This window comes from Streptomyces profundus, from assembly GCF_020740535.1.
Lineage (GTDB): Bacteria > Actinomycetota > Actinomycetes > Streptomycetales > Streptomycetaceae > Streptomyces > Streptomyces profundus.
Map to the genome: position 1 here is coordinate 6,427,370 of NZ_CP082362.1, position 22,687 is coordinate 6,450,056.

Genomic DNA, 22,687 nt, shown 5'->3' on the forward strand with positions numbered 1-22,687 from the left:
CTCGGCGAGCTGCTCGACGGTGAGGTGCCGCCGGTGGTGGTGCTGCCCGTGGGTGGCAACGGGACCAACGACGCGGTGGATGGCGAGCTGGCCAGCCTCGTGCACACGGCCTCCGCTCGGGTGCTCGACACCGTGCAGCGATGGCTTGCGGATGAGCGGTTTGTGGATGGTCGGTTGGTTGTGGTGACGCGGGGTGCGGTGGCTGCTGGTGGTGGGGGTGTGGTGGACCTGGTGGCTGCGCCGGTGTGGGGTTTGGTGCGGTCGGCTCAGTCGGAGCATCCTGGGCGTTTGGTTTTGGTGGATCTTGATCCTGAGGAGGTTGGGGCTGGGGCTGCGGGGGATGTGGCGTCGGTTGTGGGTTCGGTGTTGGCGTTGGATGAGCCGCAGGTGGCGGTGCGTGGTGGTGGGTTGGTGGTGCCGCGTTTGGTGCGGGCTGGGGTTTCTGGGGTGGATTCCTCGGTTGGTGTGGTTGATGTGGGTGGGACGGTGTTGGTTACGGGTGGTACGGGGACGCTGGGTGGGTTGTTGGCGCGGCATTTGGTGGTGCGTTGTGGGGTGCGGTCTTTGGTGTTGACGAGTCGTCGTGGGTTGGCGGCTGAGGGTGCGGTGGGGTTGGTTGAGGAGTTGCGGGCGGTGGGTGCGTTGGTTGAGGTGGTGGCGTGTGATGTGGCTGATCGGGAGGAGTTGGCGCGGGCGTTGTCGTTGGTGCCGGCGGAGTTCCCGTTGCGCGGGGTGGTGCACGCGGCCGGCGTACTCGACGACGGACTGATCACGTCGCTCGACGAGGAGCGCCTCCATTCCGTTATGCGCCCGAAGGTGGATGCCGCGCTGCATCTGCACGACCTCACCCGTGACGCCGATCTGACGCTGTTCGCCGTCTATTCCTCCGCGGCCGGGATTCTTGGTAATGCGGGTCAGGGGAATTATGCGGCGGGGAATGCTTTTGTGGATGGGTTGGTGGCGTATCGGCGTGGGTTGGGGTTGCCGGGTGTTTCGTTGGCGTGGGGTTTGTGGGGTGTGGAGTCGGGGTTGACGGGTGGTGTGTTGGGTCGTGGTGTGGGGGTTGCGGGTGGTGTGGTGGTGGGGTTGTCGGTGGATGAGGGGTTGGCTGCGTTTGATGTGGGTGTGGGGTTGGGTGGTTTGGTGGTGGGGGTTCGGTTTGATTGGGGTGTGTTGCGGGGGGTGGCTCGTGGTGGTGGGTTGTCGTCGGTGATGCGTGGGTTGGTGTCGGTGGGTGGTCGGCGTGTGGTGCGGGGTGGTGTGGTTGGTGGTTCTGGGTTGGTTGGGCGGTTGGCGGGTGTGGTGGAGGGTGAGCGGTTGGGTGTGGTGTTGGAGGTGGTGCGTGGTGCGGTGGCTGGTGTGTTGGGGCATGTGTCGGGTGAGGTGATTGGTGGGGAGCGGGCGTTCAAGGATTTGGGGTTTGATTCGTTGTTGGCGTTGGAGTTGCGTAATCGGTTGGGTGAGTTGGTGGGGTTGCGGTTGCCGGCGACGTTGGTGTTTGACTATCCGACTCCGGTGGCGTTGGCGGGGTTTGTGTTGGGTGAGTTGATGGGTTCTGGTGTGGTGGGTGAGGTGGTGTCGGGGGCTGTGGCGGGTTCTGGTGTGGTGGATGAGCCGGTGGTGATTGTGGGGATGGCTTGTCGTTATCCGGGTGGGGTGGGTTCGCCGGAGGATTTGTGGGGTTTGGTGCGTGCGGGTGGGGATGCGGTGGGTGGTTTTCCGGTGGATCGTGGTTGGGATGAGTCGCTTTATGATCCGGATCCGGATGCGCGGGGGAAGAGTTATGCGCGTGAGGGTGGGTTTTTGTATGATGTGGCGGATTTTGATGCGGAGTTGTTTGGGGTGTCGCCGCGTGAGGCGGTGGCGATGGATCCGCAGCAGCGGTTGTTGTTGGAGGCGTCGTGGGAGGCGTTTGAGCGTGCGGGTATTTCGGTGGATGGGGTTCGTGGTTCTCGGACGGGTGTGTTTACGGGGTCGATGTATCACGATTATGCGAGTCGTTTGACTCGGGTTCCTGAGGATGTTGAGGGGTATGTGGGGACGGGGACGTCTGGGAGTGTGGTTTCGGGTCGTTTGGCTTATACGTTTGGTCTTGAGGGTCCTGCGGTGACGGTGGATACGGCTTGTTCTTCGTCGCTTGTGGCGTTGCATTTGGCGGTGCAGGCGTTGCGTAATGGTGAGTGTGATTTGGCGTTGGCTGGTGGTGTGACGGTGATGTCGACGCCGGTGACGTTTATTGATTTTAGTCGGCAGCGTGGTTTGGCGGCTGATGGTCGGTGTAAGTCGTTTGCTTCGGCGGCGGATGGTACGGGTTGGTCTGAGGGTGTTGGTGTTTTGGTGGTGGAGCGGTTGTCGGATGCGTGGCGTCTTGGGCATCGGGTGTTGGCGGTGGTGGCGGGTTCGGCGGTGAATCAGGATGGTGCGTCGAATGGGTTGACGGCGCCGAATGGTCCGTCGCAGCAGCGGGTGATTCGGCAGGCTTTGCGGAGTGCTGGGTTGTCGGTGGGTGATGTGGACGTGGTGGAGGCGCATGGGACGGGTACGACTCTTGGGGATCCGATTGAGGCGCAGGCGTTGTTGGCGACGTATGGGCAGGGTCGGGCGGATGATCGGCCGTTGTGGTTGGGGTCGGTGAAGTCGAATATTGGTCATGCGCAGGCGGCTGCGGGTGTTGCGGGTGTGATCAAGATGGTGATGGCGTTGCGGGAGGGGGTGTTGCCGCGGAGTTTGCATATTGATGAGCCGTCGGAGCATGTGGATTGGTCGGCGGGTGCGGTTGAGTTGTTGAGGGATGAGCGGTCTTGGCCGGAGACGGGGCGTCCTCGGCGTGCGGGTGTGTCGTCGTTTGGTGCTTCGGGGACGAACGCGCATGTGATTGTGGAGCAGGCGCCAGAGGATGCCGAGCCGGGTGCGGTCGTCCTGCCGGGCGACCGGCTCCCCGTCCTCCCCTGGACCCTCTCCGCCCGGACCGAGGGGGCGTTGGCCGAGCAAGCGGAGCGCCTGGTCGAGGCAGCTGGCGAGTTGGACCCCGCCGATATGGGGTGGTCGCTGGCGACTGGCCGTGCGGAGTTGACCTCGCGTGCGGTGGTGTGGGGCCGGGACACCGAAGAACTGGTGGCTGGGCTGCGGTCGTTGACGTCTGAGCGGGTCGTCGAGGGCCGGTTGGCGTTGTTGTTCACGGGTCAGGGTGCGCAGCGGGCTGGGATGGGTGCGGAGCTCGCCGCCGCGTTCCCGGTGTTCGCGGAGGCGTTGGGTGAGGTGTGTGCGGGGTTCGAGGGGTTGTTGCCGCGTCCGTTGGGTGAGGTGTTGGCCGACGAGTCCAGTGATGATTTGGATCGCACGGTGTTCACTCAGGCGGGGTTGTTCGCGGTTGAGGTGGCGTTGTGGCGGTTGGTGGAGTCGTTTGGGGTGCGGCCGGACTTTGTCGCCGGGCATTCGATTGGTGAGATCAGCGCCGCTTATGTTGCTGGGGTTTTTGATCTGGCGGATGCTTGTCGGTTGGTGGCGGCGCGTGGGTCGTTGATGCAGGGGTTGCCTTCGGGTGGGGCGATGCTTTCTGTTCAGGCGTCGGAGGAGACGGTCCGAGAGCTGACCGATCTCGATATCGCCGCCGTCAACGGTCCGCAGTCGGTGGTGGTCGCCGGCGACGAGGCCGCCGTCGAGCGGATTTGCGCGACGTTCGCCGAAGCGGGCGTGAAGACACGGAAGTTGACCGTGTCGCATGCGTTCCACTCGCGGTTGATGGAGCCGATGCTGGCGGAGTTCGAGCGGGTTGCCGAGTCGTTGACCTACCGTGCGCCCGCGCTTCCCGTGATCTCCAATGTGACGGGTGAGCCGGCCGGGGTGGAGATCGGGAGTGCCGCCTACTGGGTGGCGCATGTTCGGGCGACGGTGCGGTTCGCCGACGGGGTCGGTGCGTTGCGGGCGGCTGGGGTGACGACGTTCCTGGAGCTGGGCCCGGACGCCACCCTCACCGCGATGGGTGCCGAGTGCCTCGCGGAGGACGACACCGCCGCCGCGTTCGTTGCCACCACCCGCCGTGAGCACGGCGAGGTGGCGACGTTCACCGCCGCGCTCTCCCGGGTCTGGGCCCGGGGCGCGGATGTGGACTGGCGGGCCGCGTTCGCCGGCCGGTCCCTGCGCCAGGTCGAGCTGCCGACGTATGCCTTCCAGCGGAGTCGCTACTGGCTGGAGGGTGACACCAGCGGGGATCTGGTCGGTCTGGGCCAGAGCGCCGCGGGCCACCCGTTGTTGGGCGCGGCCGTCAGCCTCGCGGGCGAGGGTGGCGTCATGCTGACCGGTCGGCTTTCGTTGCGCGGTCAGCCGTGGCTTACCGATCACGCGGTTGGTGGCACGGTGCTCTTCCCCGGCACGGGGTTTGTCGAGTTGGCTGTGCGCGCGGGTGACGAGGTCCAGTGTGGGCAGGTGCGGGAGTTGACGCTCCAGGCGCCGTTGGTGCTGCCCGAGCGTGGTGGCGTTCAGGTGCAGGTCGTGGTGGGTGGTCCGGATGACGCCGGGCAGCGTGAGGTGCGGATCTACTCCCGCCCGGAGAGCGCCCAGGCCGACCAGCAGCTCTGGGTCATGCACGCGGAGGGCGTCCTGGCATCCGAGCAACTCGACCCGACCGCGACGGAGTTGACGGTTTGGCCGCCGCGGGATGCCGAGCCGGTCGACGTCTCCCGGTTCTATGCGGAGGCCGAGGCCGCCGGCTATGGGTATGGGCCGGTGTTCCAGGGGTTGCGTGCGGCTTGGCGGCGTGGTGAGGAGGTCTTCGCCGAGGTCGAGCTGCCGGAGCGGGAGCACTCCGCCGCGGCCAGGTATGGCATCCACCCGGCGCTGTTGGACGCCGTGCTGCACGCCGGCCGGCTGTCCATGGTGGACGACGGCGAGCTTCGGTTGCCGTTTGTGTGGTCGGGTGTGTCGTTGGTGGCGTCGGGTGCGGTGTCGGTGCGGGTGCGGTTGGTGCCGGCGGGTTCGGATGCGTTCTCGTTGGTGGTGGCGGATGGTGCTGGTGGGTTGGTGGCTCGGGTGGAGTCGTTGGCGTTGCGGCCGGTGTCGGCCGATCAGTTGACGGCTGCCGTTGGTGGCGCGTCGGAGCTGGATGCCCTCTTCCGCCTGGAGTGGACCCCGGTCGCGACCGGGGGCGACGGTGCCGGAAGCGCCGCCGTGGACTGGGTGGTGCTGGGCGAGGACTCGCTCGGCGTGGGGGCGGTGCGTTTCGCGGATCTGGCGGAGCTGCTGAGCGAGGTGGGTAGCGGCGCGGCGCCTTCGACGGTGTTGCTGCCACTGGTGGGCGATGTGGACGGGGACGCGGTCGGGGCGGCCGGCGAGGTCCTGCGGTTGATACAGGAGTTCGTGGCGGACGAACGGCTGACGGACTCCCGTCTGGTGATCGTGACGCGGGGCGCCGTGTCCGCGGCGGCCGGCGAGGATGTCACCGATCTGGCGCGCAGCTCGGTCTGGGGCCTGGTGCGCTCGGCTCAGTCCGAACTCCCCGGCCGCCTGCTGCTGGTGGACGTGGAGCCCGGTGCCGAGGGGCATCTGTCGGTGGCCGTCGATGCCGCGCTCGTTGGGGTTGAGTCGCAGGTGGTGGTGCGGGGTGGTGTGGTGTTGGTGGGTCGTTTGGTGCGGGTGTCGGCGGTTGGTGGTGGGTTGGTGGCGCCGGTGGGTGAGGTGGCGTGGTCGGTGCAGTCGGTGGGTGGGGGGACGTTGGATTCGTTGGCGTTGGTGGCGGAGCCGGGTGCGGGGGGTGTGTTGGGTGCGGGTGAGGTGCGGGTTGCGGTGCGTGCTGGTGGGTTGAATTTTCGTGATGTGTTGATGGGGTTGGGGATGTATCCGGGGGAGGCGGTGTTGGGTGGTGAGGCTGCTGGTGTGGTGGTTGAGGTGGGTTCGGGTGTTGGGCATGTGGGGGTGGGGGATCGGGTGTTTGGGTTGATTCAGCGTGGGTTTGGTCCGTTGGCGAGGGTGGATGGTCGGTTGGTGGCGCGGATGCCGGAGGGGTGGTCGTTTGAGGAGGCGGCTTCGGTTCCGGTGGTGTTTTTGACGGCGTATTACGGGTTGGTGGATTTGGCTGGGTTGGGGGCTGGGGAGTCGGTGTTGGTGCATGCGGCTGCTGGTGGTGTGGGGATGGCGGCTGTGCAGTTGGCGCGGTATTTGGGTGCGACGGTGTTTGCGACGGCGAGTGAGGCGAAGCAGTCGGTGGTGCGGGAGTTGGGGGTGGCGGGGGAGCGGATCGCTTCTTCGCGTGATGTGGGTTTCCGGGATGCGTTCTTGGCTGTTACGGGTGGTGCTGGGGTGGATGTGGTGTTGGATTCGTTGGCGGGGGAGTTTGTTGATGCGTCTCTTGATTTGTTGCCGCGTGGTGGGCGGTTCTTGGAGATGGGTAAGACGGATATTCGTGATCCGGAGCGGGTTGCTCGGGAGCATTCGGGTGTTGTGTATGAGGCGTTTGATATGCGGGATGCGGGTCCGGATAGGATTGGGGAGATGCTTGGGGAGTTGTTGGTTTTGTTTGGGCGGGGTGTGTTGCGTCCGTTGCCGGTGCGGTCTTGGGATGTGCGGCGGGCGCCTGATGCGTTTCGGTTTATGAGTCAGGCTAGGCATGTTGGCAAGATTGTGTTGACGGTGCCGGTTGGTCTTGATCCGGATGGCACGGTGTTGGTTACGGGTGGTACGGGGACGCTTGGTTCGTTGTTGGCTCGTCATTTGGTGGTTGAGCGTGGTGTGAGGTCTCTTGTTCTGACGAGTCGTGCTGGTTTGGATGCGCCGGGTGCTGTTGAGCTTGTGGGGGAGCTTGTTGGGTTGGGTGCGCGGGTGGAGGTTGTGGCGTGTGATGTTGCTGATCGTGGTGAGTTGGCGTTGGTGCTTTCTGCGATTCCGGTTGAGTTTCCGTTGACTGGTGTGGTGCATGCGGCTGGTGTGGTGGATGACGGGTTGGTGGGTTCGTTGACGTTGGAGCAGTTGCGGCGGGTGATGCGGCCGAAGGTGGAGGCGGCGTGGAATTTGCATGAGTTGACGCGGGATGCTGGGTTGGCGATGTTTGTTCTTTATTCTTCGGCTGCGGGTGTGTTCGGTAATCCGGGGCAGGCGAATTATGCGGCGGCCAATGCCTATTTGGATGCGTTGGCGGCGCATCGTCGGGCCAACGGTCTGCCCGCCACCTCACTCGCCTGGGGCCTGTGGGATGAGTCCAGCGGTATGACCGGGCACCTGACCAGCGTCGAGCTGGGGCGGATGGCCAGCAGTGGCCTTCAGCCGCTCTCCACCGCCGACGGGCTCGCCGCGTTCGATGTGGCGTGTGGTGTGGACGAGGGGCTGGTCGTGGCGGCGCGGCTGGACGTCGCCGGGCTGCGGGGCCGTGCGGAACGCGGCGCCGTCATGCCCTCGCTGCTGCGAGGGCTGGTGCGGGTCTCCTGCCGGCGGTCCGTGGAGGCCGTCTCCGGTGTGGCTGGCGGCGGCGCGCTCGCCACCGCGCTCGCCGGTCTTGAGACCGCTGGCGAGCGGGAACGCCATGTGGTGGACCTGGTGCGCGGCCATGTGGCGTCCGTCCTGGGCCATGGCTCCGCGCAGGCGGTCGCGGCCGAACGGTCGTTCAAGGAGCTGGGCTTCGACTCGCTGACGGCCGTGGAGCTGCGCAACCGGCTGAACGCGGCCACCGGCGTGCGGTTGCCGGCGGGTGTGGTGTTCGACTATCCGACGCCGACGGCGCTGGGTGCGTTTGTGTTGGGCCAGGTGTGGCAGGGCGCGGACGAGACAGCCGTCGCCTCGTCGGGGGCGGCATCACGTGCCGCGGTCGCCGTGGACGAGCCGATCGCGATCGTCGGGATGGCGTGCCGTTTCCCGGGTGGGGTGTCCTCGCCCGAGGAGCTGTGGCGGCTGGTCGAGGAGGGCGTGGACGCGATCGGGGCGTTCCCGACCGACCGCGGCTGGGACCTGGACGCGCTCTATGACCCGGACCCGGACCACTCGGGCACCACTTATGCCCGCGAGGGTGGATTCCTCTACGACGCGGCCGAGTTCGATCCGGAGTTGTTCGGGATCAGCCCGCGTGAGGCGCTGGCCATGGATCCGCAGCAGCGGCTCCTCCTTGAGGCTTCCTGGGAGGCCCTGGAGCGCGCCGGACTGCCGCCCACCTCGCTGCGTGGCAGCCAGACCGGTGTCTTCGCCGGCATGGTGTCCGCCGACTACGCCTCCCGCCTCCCGGAGATCCCCGAGAGCGTCGAGGGCTTCCTCGGCCTGGGGAACGCGGCGAGCGTCGCCTCCGGCCGCCTTGCCTACACGTTCGGCCTCGAAGGCCCGGCGGTCACCGTGGACACGGCGTGCTCGTCCGCGCTGGTCGCGCTGCATCTCGCCACTCAGGCGCTGCGTCAGGACGAGTGCGATCTGGCCCTTGTCGGTGGTGTCGCGGTGATGCCGTCGCCGACGATGTTCATCCAGTTCAGCCGGCAGCGCGGGCTCGCTCCTGACAGCCGTTGCAAGACGTTCTCCGCGCAGGCGGACGGCACCGCGTGGGCCGAGGGCGTCGGTGTCCTGGTCGTCGAGCGGCTCTCCGACGCGCGCCGCCGGGGCCATCAGGTGCTGGCCGTCGTGCGCGGTTCGGGCATCAACCAGGACGGCGCCAGCAACGGGCTGACCGCGCCGAACGGTCCCTCGCAGCAGCGCGTCATCCGGCAGGCCCTGAGCAACGCGGGGCTCACCCCCGCCGATATCGACGCCGTCGAGGCGCATGGCACCGGCACCTCGCTGGGCGACCTCATCGAGGCGCAGGCGCTGCTGGCCACCTATGGCCAGGGCCGGGACGAGGACCAGCCGCTGTGGCTGGGCTCGTTGAAGTCCAACATCGGCCACACCCAGGCCGCCTCCGGTATCGCCGGGGTCATCAAGATGGTGATGGCCATGCGGGAAGGTGTGCTGCCTCGCACCCTGCATGTCGATGATCCGTCCCCCCAGGTCGACTGGGCGACCAGTGGCGTGGCGCTGCTCGCCGAGGCCCAGCCGTGGCAGGAACAGGGGCACCCGCGCCGGGCCGGGGTTTCCTCGTTCGGCATCAGCGGCACCAACGCGCATGTCATCCTCGAACAAGTTCCCGCCAGCGAGTCGAACGAGCCGGAGCCCTCAGCCGCGCCGGCCACGCCGCTGCCGCTTCCGCTGCCGATGTCCGGCCGCACCGGGCCGGCGCTGCGCGCCCAGGCCGCCCGACTGACGGCCCACACCGCCGGAGCCGCCCGGCCGCTCGTCGACATCGGCTACTCACTGGCCGCTACCCGCGCCGCGCTGGAACACCGCGCGGTGATCGTCGCCGCCGACCAGGACGCGGCCCGGCGCGCGCTGGAAGCGCTCGTCACCGGCGGCAGCGCGCCGGAGCTCGTGCGCGGCACCACCGATGCCGTCGACGGCTCCGTCGCGTTCCTCTTCACCGGCCAGGGCAGTCAACGCCTGGGCATGGGACGCGAGTTGGCCGAGGCGGACCCGACGTTCGCCGCCGACCTCGACGCGATCCTCGCCGGGTTCGACGCTCACCTCCAACGGCCGCTGCGCGACGTGGTGTTCGCCGCGCCCGGCAGCCCGGAGGCGGAGCTGCTGGACCAGACCGCCTACACCCAGCCGGCCCTGTTCGCCGTCGAGGTCGCCCTCTTCCGTCTCGTCGAACGCCGGGGCGTGCGACCGGACTTCGTCGCCGGTCACTCGATCGGCGAGCTGGCCGCGGCGCATGTCGCCGGGGTGCTCTCGCTCACCGACGCGACCGCGCTGGTCGCCGCCCGGGGCCGGTTGATGCAGGCGCTGCCTGCGGGTGGCGCGATGGCCGCGATCCAGGCCGCCGAGGACGAGGTCGTCGAGACCCTGACCGGGCGGGAGACCGCCGTCAGCCTGGCCGCGGTCAACGGGCCGGACTCCGTCGTCGTCGCCGGCGACGCGGACGCGGTGGGCGAGATCGTCGAGGAGTGGCGGACGCGGGGCCACAGGACCAAGCGGCTGCGGGTCAGCCACGCGTTCCACTCGCCGCACATGGACGGCATGTTGGAGGAGTTCGCCGCCTTCGCGCGGACCCTCACCTACCACGAGCCGCGTATCCCCGTCGTCTCCAACCTGCACGGCACGGCCGCCTCGGCGGCGGAGCTGACGTCGCCCGACTACTGGGTGCGGCATGTCAGGCAGCCCGTCCGGTTCCTCGACGGCATCCGCTGGCTGCGCGCCCAGGGCGTCGCCACGTTCCTGGAACTCGGCCCCGACGGCACCCTCACCGCCATGGCCGACGACTGCCTGACCGCCGTCGCCACCACGGAAGCCACGGAAGCCACGCAAGCCGACGACACCGTCGCCGACGGCGCCCACGCCACCCCGCCGCTGCTGGCCGCCGCGCTCCGGGGCGACCAGCCGGAACCCGTCACATTCCTGCACGCCCTGGCGGAACTCCATGTCCGTGGGGTGACGGTCGACTGGACCGCCCACTACACCGGCACCGGCGCCCGCACGGTGCAGCTGCCCACCTACCCGTTCCAGCGCGAGCGGTACTGGCTCCAGCTGCCGGCCGCCACCCCCGCCGGGGACGAGCCCGCCACCTCGGCGGCGGGAGACCAGGTGGACGCCCGGTTCTGGGCGGCCGTGGAGAGCGGCGACCTGAGCGACCTCGCCGGCACACTCGGCCTTGACCTGCCGCCCGGCACCGAGCCGAACGCGCTGCTGCCGGCCCTCGCCAGCTGGCGGCGCGCCCAGCAGAACCAGGCCACCACCAACACGTGGCGCTACCGCGTCAGTTGGCAGCCCGTCGCCGAGCTGCCCACCGCGCCGCTCACCGGCACCTGGCTGGTCATCGAGCCCGCCGACGGGGACGCCGCCGACTGGACGGCCGCCTCGCTCGGCGCCCTGGCCGGCAGGGGCGCCCGCGTCCTGCGGCGCACCGTGGACCCGGCGACCGTCGACCGCGACGGCTTCGCCACGCTCCTCGCCGAGGCGACCGCCGACGGCCCCGTCGCCGGCGTCCTCTCCTATCTGGCGCTCGCCGACCAGCCGCTCCCCGACCACCCGGCGGTGACCGCCGGGCTCGGCGCGACGCTCGCCCTGATGCGCGCCACCGTGGACACCGGCCTCGACGCCGCCCTGTGGTGTGTGACGCGGGAAGCGGTCGCCCCCACCCCCGCCGACCGCGCCGAGCACCCCGCCGCCGCCCAACTCTGGGGCCTGGGACGCACCTTCGCCCTGGAGCACCCGCGCAGCTGGGGCGGCCTGGTGGACCTCCCGGCCGACATCCACACCGCGACCGCCCAGCGGTACGCCGAGGTGCTGGCCAACACCGCCGGCGAGGACGAGTGCGCCGTCCGGGCATCGGGCGTCTTCCTGCGCCGCCTCGCCCACGCCCCGCTCGCCGACGACGCCCGCCCCGCCCGCGACTGGCGCCCCACCGGCACCGCGCTGGTCACCGGCGGCACCGGCGGCCTCGGCGCCCATGTCGCACGCTGGCTCGCCCGCGGCGGCGCCCAGCACCTCGTGCTGACCAGCCGACGCGGCCTGCAAGCCCCCGGTGCGGCGGAACTGGTCGCCGAACTCGCCGAGTTGGGCGCCGAGGCCACCGTCGTCGCCTGCGATATCAGCGACCGGACCGCGGTCGCCCGCCTGCTGGCCGACCTCGACGCCAACCTTGACGGCGATTTCGACGCCAACCTTGACGGCGCCCCGCACCGGCCCGCGCTGACCACCGTCGTACACGCCGCCGGCGTCGGCCAGTTCACCGCCGTCGCCGACATGGACGAGGCCGAACTGGACCATGTCCTCGCCGCCAAGGTCGCCGGCGCCAACCACCTGCACGAACTGCTCGGCGACCGCGCGCTCGACGCGTTTGTCCTCTTCTCCTCCGTCTCCGGCATCTGGGGCAGCGGCAGCCAGGGCGGCTACGCCGCCGCCAACGCGCACCTCGACGCGCTCGCCGAGCGGCGGCGCGCCCGGGGCCTGGCCGCCACCGCCGTCTCCTGGGGCGCCTGGGCCGACGGCGGCATGGTCACCGACGACAAGGTCGAGCACATGCTGCGGCTCGGCATCCGCCCCATGCGGCCCGAGCTGGCCATCGACGCCCTGCGACAGGCCCTCGAACAGGGCGACGTCACCGTCACCGTCGCCGATGTCGACTGGGCGCGGTTCGTCCCCGCGTTCACCGCGACCCGCCCCAGCGCGCTCCTCGCCGACCTCCCGGCGGCGCGCCGCCACCTCGAGGCTCCCGACACCGGGGAGCGGACGCCAGCGCCGCGCGACTCGGACCTCGTGCGGCACCTGACCGGGCTGCCCGCAGCCGAGCAGCGGCGGCACATCGCCGGCCTCGTCCTCGCCGAGGCGGCAGCCGTCCTCGGCCACGCCTCCGTCGACCGGATCGAGGGCGCCCAGACGTTCAAGGACCTCGGCTTCAGCTCGCTGTCCGCCGTCGAACTGCGCAACCGGCTCAACACCGCGACCGGCCTCACGCTGCCCGCGACCATGGTCTTCGACTACCCGACGCCGCACGCCCTCGCCGACTTCCTGCGCGGCGAACTCCTCGGCGCCGAGGAGCAGCACAGCACGGAGGCCGCACCGGCCGTCGAGATCGGAACCCGCGAGCCGATCGCCATCGTCGGCATGGCCTGCCGCTACCCCGGCGGCGTCGAATCCCCCGAGGACCTGTGGCGGCTGATCGCCGACGGCACCGACGCCATCACCTCCTTCCCGACCGACCGGGGCTGGGATCTCGACGCGCTCTATGACGCGCACGCCGAACGCCCCGGCACCTCCTATGTCCGCGAGGGCGGCTTCCTGCACGACGCCGCCGAGTTCGACGCCGGCTTCTTCGGCATCTCGCCGCGCGAGGCCGTCGCGATGGACCCGCAGCAGCGGCTGCTGCTGGAGACGTCCTGGCAGACCCTGGAGCGCGCCGGTGTCGACCCGCACGCGCTGCGCGGCAGCAAGACCGCTGTCTTCGTCGGCTCCAACCTCCAGGACTACAGCACCCTGTTGAGCGAGGCCGCCGAACTCGTCGAGGGCTACCACGCCACCGGCTCGTCCGCCGCCGTCGTGTCCGGCCGGATCGCCTACGCCCTCGGCCTCGAAGGGCCGACGGTCACGGTCGACACCGCCTGCTCCTCGTCGCTGGTCGCCCTGCACCTCGCCGTCCAGTCGCTCCGCAACGGCGAATGCGAGCTGGCGCTGACCGGCGGCGTCACCCTGATGTCGACGCCCGGCGCGTTCATCGAGTTCAGCAAGCAGCGCGGGCTGGCCCACGACGGCCGCTGCCGCGCCTTCGGCGACGGCGCCGAGGGCACGGGATGGGGTGAGGGCGTCGGCATGCTCCTCCTGGAGCGGCTCTCCGACGCGCGCCGCAACGGGCACCGGGTGCTCGCCGTGGTCTCCGGCTCCGCGATCAACCAGGACGGTGCGTCGAACGGCCTCACCGCCCCCAACGGGCCTTCCCAACAGCGGGTGATCCGGGCGGCGTTGGCCAACGCCGGGCTGACGACGGCCGACGTGGACGCGGTCGAGGCGCATGGCACCGGCACCCCGCTCGGCGACCCGATCGAGGCGCAGGCGCTGCTGGCCACCTACGGTCAGGACCGGCCGGCGGACCGGCCGCTGTGGCTGGGCTCCGTCAAGTCGAACATCGGCCACACCCAGGCCGCCGGCGGCGTCGCCGGCGTCATCAAGATGGTGCAGGCGCTGCGCGCCGGCGTGCTGCCGCGCACCCTGCACGTGGCGGAGCCGACGCCGCACGTCGACTGGTCATCCGGCACGGTCCGGGTCCTCGACCAGGACCGGGAGTGGACGACGCCCGACCGTCCGCGCCGCGCCGGGGTCTCCGCGTTCGGCATGTCCGGCACCAACGCGCATGTCATCGTCGAACAGCCCCCGGCCGACGTCGAGGCCGCCGCCACCAGCCCGCTGGTGATCTCCGGCGAACCGGCCCTGACGGAGACCCCCGTGGCGCCATGGGTGGTCTCCGCCCGCGACCCGGAGGCGCTCACCGCACAGCTGGCGCGGTTGTCGGATGTGGCGGTTGGGTTTGACGCGGTGGATGTGGGGTGGGCGTTGCTTTCCTCGCGTGCGGTGTTGGATCACCGTGCGGTGGTGTGGGGTTCTGAGCCGGGTGATGTGGTCCGTGGTGTGGTGGGTGCCGATGCTGGTTCGGGGTCGGTGTTCGTCTTCCCGGGTCAGGGTGGGCAGTGGATCGGGATGGGGCGTGGCTTGCTTGTGTCGTCGCCGGTGTTCGCGGCGCGGTTGGGTGAGTGTGAGGCGGCGTTGGGGCCGTTTGTGGAGTGGTCGTTGGTGGGGGTGTTGGAGGGTGAGGACGAGGGGTGGCTGGAGCGGGTTGACGTGGTGCAGCCGGTGTTGTGGGCGGTGATGGTGTCCCTGGCCGCTGTGTGGGAGTCGGTGGGGGTGTCCCCGTCGGTGGTGGTGGGGCATTCGCAGGGTGAGATCGCTGCTGCTGTGGTGGCGGGGGGGTTGTCGTTGGAGGATGGTGCGCGGGTGGTGGCGTTGCGGTCGGCGGCGATCCGTGAGCTGGCCGGTAGTGGTGGGATGGTGTCGCTGGCCGCTGGTCCGGAGCGGGTCGCTGAGCTGCTGTCCGACATGGGCGGGGTGTCGGTCGCTGCGTTCAATGGGCCTTCGGCGACGGTGGTGGCGGGTGAGGTGGCTGGTCTTGAGGCGTTGATGGGTGTGGCTGAGGCGGCTGGAGTGCGGGCGCGTCGGGTTCCGGTGGACTATGCGTCGCATTCGGAGCATGTGGCGGCGATCGAGGAGCGGATTCTGACGGATCTCGCCCCGATCAGCCCACGGGCGGGGAATGTTCCGTTGATCTCGGCCGTGACCGGGGAGCCGTTGGACACGGCGGGGATGGATGCCGCGTACTGGTACCGGAACCTGCGTCAGCCGGTGCGCTTCGCGGACGCGCTGAACCACGCGGTTGAGCAGGGTTTCCGCCGCGTCGTCGAGGTCTCCCCGCACCCCGTTCTCGTCATGTCGGTGCAGGAGGTTGTGGAGGAGGCCGGCGCGTCGGGCGTGGTCGTCGGCACCCTGCGCCGCAACGAGGACGAGGCGGCTCGACTGATCGCCTCGGCGGCCGAGTTGTGGGTCAACGGCACCTCCGTCGACTGGTCCGCGTTCTACGCCGGCCGCGCCGTCCAGCGGGTTGACCTGCCGACCTACGCCTTCCAACGCCAGCGCTACTGGATCGAGCGCGCCATCGACGCCGACACCGACGCGGAGAGCGGCGCCCCGCGCACCGACTCCGTCGAGGCGGCGTTCTGGCGGGCCGTGGAACGTGAGGACCTGGACGCGCTCTCGACGACCCTCGCCGTCGACGGCGAACGTGACTCCTGGCAGAGCGTCCTGCCCGAACTCGCCTCCTGGCGTCGCCAGCGCAACTCGCTGTCCACCGTGGACGGTTGGCGCTACCGCGTCGCCTGGACCCCGCTGCCCGACGCCACCGGGGCGCCACGTCTGACCGGCACCTGGCTCCTCCTCACCCCGGCCGGCGCCGCCAACGGCTGGACCGAGGCCCTCACCGGCGCGCTCTCTGAGCACGGCGCCACCGTCGAGCACCTGCCGGTGCCGGACGGCACCGCCGACCGCGAGACGCTTGCCGCATGGCTGGCCGAGGCCGCCGGGGAACGGCCGATCGCCGGCGTCCTCTCCAGCCTTGCCCTCGCCGACCAGGACCACGGCGGCGAGCACGAGCCCGCGTTCTCCGCCGCGCTCCCCGCCACCATGGCGCTGATCCAGGCCACGGTCGACGCCGGCGTCACCGGACGCCTGTGGTGCCTCACCTCCGGCGCGGTCGCCACCGGCAGCGGCGACGAACCGCGCGACGAGACCCAGGCGATGGTGTGGGCCCTCGGCCGCGTCGCCGCCCTCGAACACCCGGACCGCTGGGGCGGCCTGATCGACCTGCCCGCCGCCCCCGAGGACCGCGCCCTCACCCGGCTCTGCGGGGTACTGGCCGGCAGCGACGACGAGGACCAGGTCGCGCTCCGCGCCACCGGCCTCTTCGCCCGACGCCTGCGCCGCCACCCGCTGGACGCGACCCAGGACAGCCGGCCCGAGCCGGCGCGCGGCCCCGCGCTGATCACCGGCGGCACCGGCGCCGTCGGCGCCCACCTCGCCCGGCATCTCGCCGCCCATGGCGTCGATCGCGTCGTGCTCACCAGCAGGCGTGGCCTCAACGCCCCAGGGGCCGCCGAACTCGTCGCGGAGCTCGCCGAGTTGGGCACCGAGGCCACCGTCGCCGCCTGCGACGCGGCCGACCGCGAGGCGCTCGCCCAGGTGGTGGCGGACATGGCTGCCGCCGGCACCCCGTTCCGTTCCGTCTTCCACGCGGCCGGCATGGCCACCACCGTCGCCCTGGACGACGCCGGCCCTGCCGAACTCGTCGAGGCCGCCTCGGCGAAGGCCGCAGGGGCCGCCTATCTGGACGAACTCTTCGGCGCCGACGCCGAGTTGGACGCCTTTGTGCTGTTCTCCTCCGGCGCGGCGATCTGGGGCGGACGCGCCCAGGGCCCCTACGCCGCTGCCAACGCCCGGCTGGACGCCCTCGCGCGGCGCCGCCGCGCCCGTGGCCTGCCCGCGACCTCCGTCGCCTGGGGCCTGTGGGACGAGGGCGGCATGGGCAGCGGCGAAGGCGGCGCCCAGCTGCGGCGCCGTGGCCTGTCCCCGATGGAGCCACGCCTGGCCCTGAAGGCCCTGGACCACGCCATTCGCGATCAGCAGCCGGACCTGGTCGTGGCCGATATCGACTGGTCGAGGTTTGTCGTCGGCTTCACCGCGGCCAGGCCCAGCCCGCTGCTCTCCGACATCCCCGAGGCGCGGCGCGCCGCGGCCGAGTCCGAGACCCTCGCCGCCGGCGTCGACAGCGAGCTCGCCGAACGCCTCGCCACCGCCACGGCCGTCGAACGCGGCGTCATCCTGCGGGACATCGTGCGCACCCAGGCCGCGCTGGTGCTCGGGCACGGCGGCCCCGAGGCCGTCGAACCCGACCGCGCCTTCCGGGAGTTGGGCTTCGACTCGCTGACCGCCGTGGAACTGCGCAACAAGCTCGGCGCGGCCACCGGGCTGAAGCTGCCGGCGACCGTCGTCTTCGACCACCCGACGCCCGAGGCGCTCGCCGACTTCCTCCGCACCGCGCTGCTGGGCGACGACCCCACCGACCCCGCCGAGCAGGAGACGGCGCCCCTCCCCGCCACCACCGAAGACGAGCCGATCGCCGTCGTCGCCATGGCCTGCCGCTACCCCGGCGGCGTCACCGGCCCCGACGACCTGTGGCGACTGGTGTCCACCGGCACCGACGCCATGACCGAGTTCCCGACCGACCGTGACTGGGATCTGGAGGCGCTCTTCTCCACCGAGCCGGGCCGCCTCGGCACCAGCCGCACCCGGCAGGGCGGATTCGTCCACGACGCGGGCGACTTCGACGCGGCGTTCTTCGGACTCAGCCCCCGCGAGGCCCTCACCATGGACCCGCAGCAGCGCCTCGTCCTCGAAACCGCGTGGGAGGCGATCGAACGCGCCGGAATCGACCCGGACGCGCTGCGCGGCAGCAAGACCGCGGTCTTCGCCGGCGTCGTCGGCCACGACTACAACCAGCGGCTCCAGCAGGAGACCAAGGAGGTCGAGGGCTTCCGCGTGACCGGCAGCTCGGCCGCCGTCATCTCGGGCCGTGTCGCCTACACTCTCGGCCTTGAAGGCCCGGCCATCACCATCGACACGGCCTGCTCCTCCTCGCTGGTCGCCATCCACCTGGCCGCCCGTTCCCTCAACAACGGCGAGTGCTCACTGGCGCTCGCCGGCGGCGCGACCGTCATGGCCTCGCCCAGCGCCTTCATCGAGTTCTCCCGCCAGGGCGGGCTCTCCGCCAACGGCCGCTGCCACTCCTTCGCGGCCTCGGCCGACGGCACGGGATGGGGCGAGGGCGCCGGCATGCTGCTGCTGGAGCGCCTCTCCGACGCCCGCCGCAACGGGCACCCCGTGCTCGCCGTCATCCGGGGCTCGGCGATCAACCAGGACGGCGCCAGCAACGGCCTGACCGCGCCCAACGGCCCGTCCCAGGAACGCGTCATCCGCGAGGCCCTGGTCAGCGCCCGGCTCACCACCTCCGATGTCGACGCCGTCGAGGCGCATGGCACCGCCACCACCCTCGGCGACCCGATCGAGGCCCAGGCGCTGCTCGCCACCTACGGGCAGGGCCGGGACGAGCAACAACCGCTGTGGCTTGGCTCGTTGAAGTCCAACATCGGTCACACCCAGGGCGCCGCCGGCGTCGGCGGCGTCATCAAGATGGTGCTGGCGCTGCGCGCCGGCCAGCTGCCGCCGACCCTGCATGTGGACGAGCCGACGCCCCACGTCGACTGGTCCGCCGGCGCCGTCCGTCTCCTCACCGAGTCGGTCGCCTGGCCCGAGACGGACCATCCGCGCCGCGCCGGCGTCTCCGCGTTCGGCGTCTCCGGCACCAACGCGCACATCATCCTGGAGCAGGCCCCGGCGGACGCGGAGCCCGGCGCCGTGGTGCTGCCAGGCGACCGGCTGCCGATCCTGCCCTGGCCCGTGTCCGCCCGTGGCGCCGACGCCCTGGCGGCGCAGGCGGAGCGGTTGGCCGCGGTGGTGGGGGAGTTGGAGCCGGCGGATGTGGGCTGGTCGCTGGTCAACGGGCGGGCGGGGTTGTCGACGCGTGCGGTGGTGTGGGGTCGGGACGCTGAGGAGTTGCGTTCCGGTCTCGGTTCGTTGGCGCCGGAGTCCGTGGTGGATGGTCGGTTGGCGTTGTTGTTCACGGGTCAGGGTGCGCAGCGGGCTGGGATGGGTGCGGAACTCGCCGCCACGTTCCCGGTGTTCGCCCAGGCGTTGAACGAGGTGTGTGCCGGGTTCGATGGCCTGTTGCCGCGTCCGTTGGGTGAGGTGTTGGCCGACGAGTCCAGCTCTGCGGATCTGGATCGGACGGTGTTCACTCAGGCGGGGTTGTTCGCGGTCGAGGTGGCGTTGTGGCGGTTGGTGGAGTCGTTTGGGGTGCGGCCGGACTTTGTCGCCGGGCACTCCATTGGCGAGATCAGCGCCGCTTATGTTGCTGGGGTTTTCGACCTTGCGGATGCCTGTCGGTTGGTGGCGGCGCGTGGATCGTTGATGCAGGGGTTGCCTTCGGGTGGGGCGATGCTTTCCGTGCAGGCGTCGGAGGAGACGGTTCGCGGGCTGACCGATCTCGATATCGCCGCCGTCAACGGTCCGCAGTCGGTGGTGGTCGCCGGCGACGAGGCCGCCATCGAGGCGTTGCGCGCGACGTTCACCGAAACGGGTGTGAAGACCCGCAGGCTCACCGTCTCGCATGCGTTCCACTCGCGGTTGATGGAGCCGATGCTGGCGGCCTTCGAGGAGGTTGCCGAGTCGCTGACCTACCGCGCGCCCGCGCTTCCCGTGATCTCCAATGTGACCGGCCAGGAGGCCGGCGTTGAGATCGCGACCGCCGCCTACTGGGTGCGGCATGTCCGGGCGACGGTGCGGTTTGCCGACGGGGTCGGTGCGTTGCGGGCGGCTGGGGTGACGACGTTCCTGGAGCTGGGCCCGGACGCCACCCTCACCGCGATGGGTGCCGAGTGCCTCGCGGAGGACGACACCGCCGCCGCGTTCGTTGCCACCACCCGCCGTGAACGGGACGAGGTGGCGACGTTCACCGCCGCGCTCTCCCGGGTCTGGGCCCGAGGCGCGGACGTGGACTGGCGGGCCGCGTTCGCCGGCCGGTCCCTGCGCCGCGTCGACCTGCCGACCTACGCCTTCCAGCGGCAGCGATACTGGCTGCGCCCCGCGGCAGGCAGTGGCGACCCGGCCGGGCTCGGCCTCGCCGCCGCCGGCCACCCGCTGCTTGGCGCCGCCGTGCGACTGGCCGCCGACGACGGTGCGATGCTGACCGGCCGGCTCTCGCTGCGGACCCACCCGTGGCTGGCGGACCACGCCATCGGCGGCAGCGTCCTCTTCCCCGGCACCGGCTTTGTCGAGCTCGCCGTCCGCGCCGGCGACGAGGTCGGCTGCGCCCACCTGCGGGAGCTCACCCTCCAGGCACCGCTCGCACTCCCCGAACACGGCGGCGTCGCCCTCCAGGTGACCGTCGGCGCCCCCGACGCCGGCGGCCAGCGGGAACTCCGCATCCACTCCCGGCCCGACAGCGCCACCGACGCGCCATGGACCAGCCACGCCGAAGGGCTGCTCGTCCCCGAGGCGCCGGCACCCACCGGCCCCGACCTGTTCGTCTGGCCGCCCACCGGCGCCGAGGAGATCGACGTCACCGGCCTCTACCCACTCGCCGCGACCACCGGCTACGGCTATGGCCCGGTCTTCCAGGGGCTGCGGGCCGCCTGGCGGCGCGGCGACGAGATCTTCGCCGAGGTCGCCCTGCCGGAGGCCGAGGAAGGACAGGCCGGCCGCTACGGCATCCACCCCGGACTCCTCGACGCCGTGCTGCACGCCGGCCGCTACATCGAAACCGGCGGCAACGCCCTGCGGCTGCCGTTCTCCTGGAACGACGTCACCCTGCACGCCAGCGGTGCCAGCCGGGTGCGAGTCGCCCTCAGCGCGGCCGGCACCGACGCGATGGCCGTCACCGTCACCGACCCGGTGGGTCAACCAGTCCTGACCGCCTCCTCGTTGGCGTTCCGCGTGATCTCGCCCGAGCAGCTCACCACGACGGCCCACACCGACAAGCTCTACCGCGTCGACTGGACACCGCTGCCGGCGCCGGAACACGAGGAGCAGGTGCCGTGGAGCACCTGGGCCACGCTCGGCGCCGACCCGCTGGCCACCGGCGCCGCCCTCCAGTACGCCGACATGATGGTCAGCACCTACGACGATCTGGAGCATCTGGCCGCCACCCTCGACGCGGGCATCCCGGCTCCCGAGATGATGCTGTTCACGCCCAGCTCGCCCAAGCACACCCCCGACGACCGGGTGTCCGCCGCGCACACCGCGACGCACGCCACGCTGGCCGTCGTCCACACCTGGCTCGCCGACCCCAGGCTCGCCGAGACCCGACTGGTCGTCGTCACCAGCGGCGCCGTCGCCACCAGCCCCGACGAGGACGTCACCGACCTCGCCGGCGCCCCGACCTGGGGGCTGCTGCGCAGCGCCCAGACGGAGAACCCCGGACGCTTCCTGCTCGTCGACATCGACCAGACCCGGGGCACCGCGGACGAGTCCATCGTCGACACCGTGACCCGCGCCATCGCCCACGACGAGGGCCAGGTCGCCATCCGAGGCGCCGAGACACGCGCCCCGCGCATCACCCCGCAGACGGCCACGCCAGGAAAGGGCACCGGGAACGACGACCGGCTCGCCGAAGGCACCGTCCTCGTCACCGGAGGCACCGGCGCGCTCGGCGCCCTGCTGGCCCACCACCTGGTGGCGGAACGCGGCGTGCGCCACCTGCTGCTCACCAGCCGGCGCGGCCCGGCCGCGCCGGGCGCCGCCGAACTCATCGCCCAGCTCCGCGAGTTGGGCGCGCACGCCGAGGTCGTCGCCTGCGACACGGCCGACCGCGAAGCGCTCGCCGCGCTCCTGGCCGGACTGCCGGCCGACCGCCCCCTCAGCGGCGTCTTCCACACCGCCGGGGTGGTGGACGACGGCCTCGTCGCCACCCTCACACCTGAGCGACTGGCCACCGTGCTCCGCCCGAAGGTCGACGCCGCACTCCACCTCCACGAACTGACCAGGGAGAGCGAACTCGCCGCGTTTGTCCTCTTCTCCTCCATCGCAGGCGTCCTCGGCGGCGCCGGACAGGGCAACTACGCGGCGGCCAACGCGTTCCTCGACGCCCTCGCCCACCACCGCAGGGCGCAGGGCCTGCCCGCCACCTCCGTGGCATGGGGGCTATGGCAGCACACCAGCGGCATGACCGGCGCCCTCACCCAGGCCGAACTCGACCGGATCACCCAGTCCGGCATCCAGCCGCTGACCGCCGACACCGGCCTCGCCCTCCTCGACGCCGCGCGGCACAGCGAACAACCGCTGCTGGTGGCCGCCGCCATCGCCACCGCCGCGCTGCGCGACAAGGCCCGAGCCGGCCTCCTGCCCGCCGTGCTCCGAGGTGTCCTGCCGGCGGCCACCGCCACTGGCCGACCCACGACCAGCAGGACAGAGCGCGCCACCGACACCACCGGGCCCGCCATGGCACAGAGGCTCGCCGGCCTCACCGGGGAACAGCGCACCACCTTCCTCACCGACCTGGTCGCCCACCATGTCGCGGCGGCCCTCGGCTATGGCGCCAACCAAACGGTCGACGTCCAACGGGAGTTCGCCGACCTCGGCTTCGACTCGCTGACCGCCGTGGAACTCCGCAACGGCCTCAGCGGCGCCACCGGCCTGCGACTGCCCGCCACCCTCGTCTTCGACTACCCCAACCCTGCCTCGCTCGCCGCCCACCTCGACGAGCGGTTCCCCGCCGGGAACGCCGCCGAAGACCCCTCCCAGCCAACGGCGTTCACCGAGTTCGAACGACTCCAGTCCGTACTCACCTCGGCACCGCTCGACGACGCCCAACGCGCCCGCATGGTCAAGCAACTTGAGTCGCTGCTCTGGAAGCTCGACGGCGAGTCCGCGCCCGAGATGGACCTCGACGACGCGGACAGCGGCCCCGCGTCGCTCGAAGTCGCCACCGACGACGAGATGTTCGACCTGATCAACAAGGAACTCGGCCTCGGCTGAGGCGCCT

1 protein-coding gene (only partly in view) is annotated in these 22,687 nt (G+C 70.9%); it reads left to right on the forward strand.

Features of this window, described 5'->3' with window-relative positions; all coding sequences use genetic code 11:
• Positions 1-22,680: the 3' portion of a type I polyketide synthase gene (locus tag K4G22_RS27425; RefSeq protein ID WP_228083142.1), read on the forward strand. The gene continues 24,381 nt to the left of window position 1, outside the view; only the last 22,680 of its 47,061 coding nucleotides appear in the window; its start codon lies off the left edge, out of view; it ends in the stop codon at positions 22,678-22,680.
• Positions 22,681-22,687 lie beyond the last annotated feature (7 nt).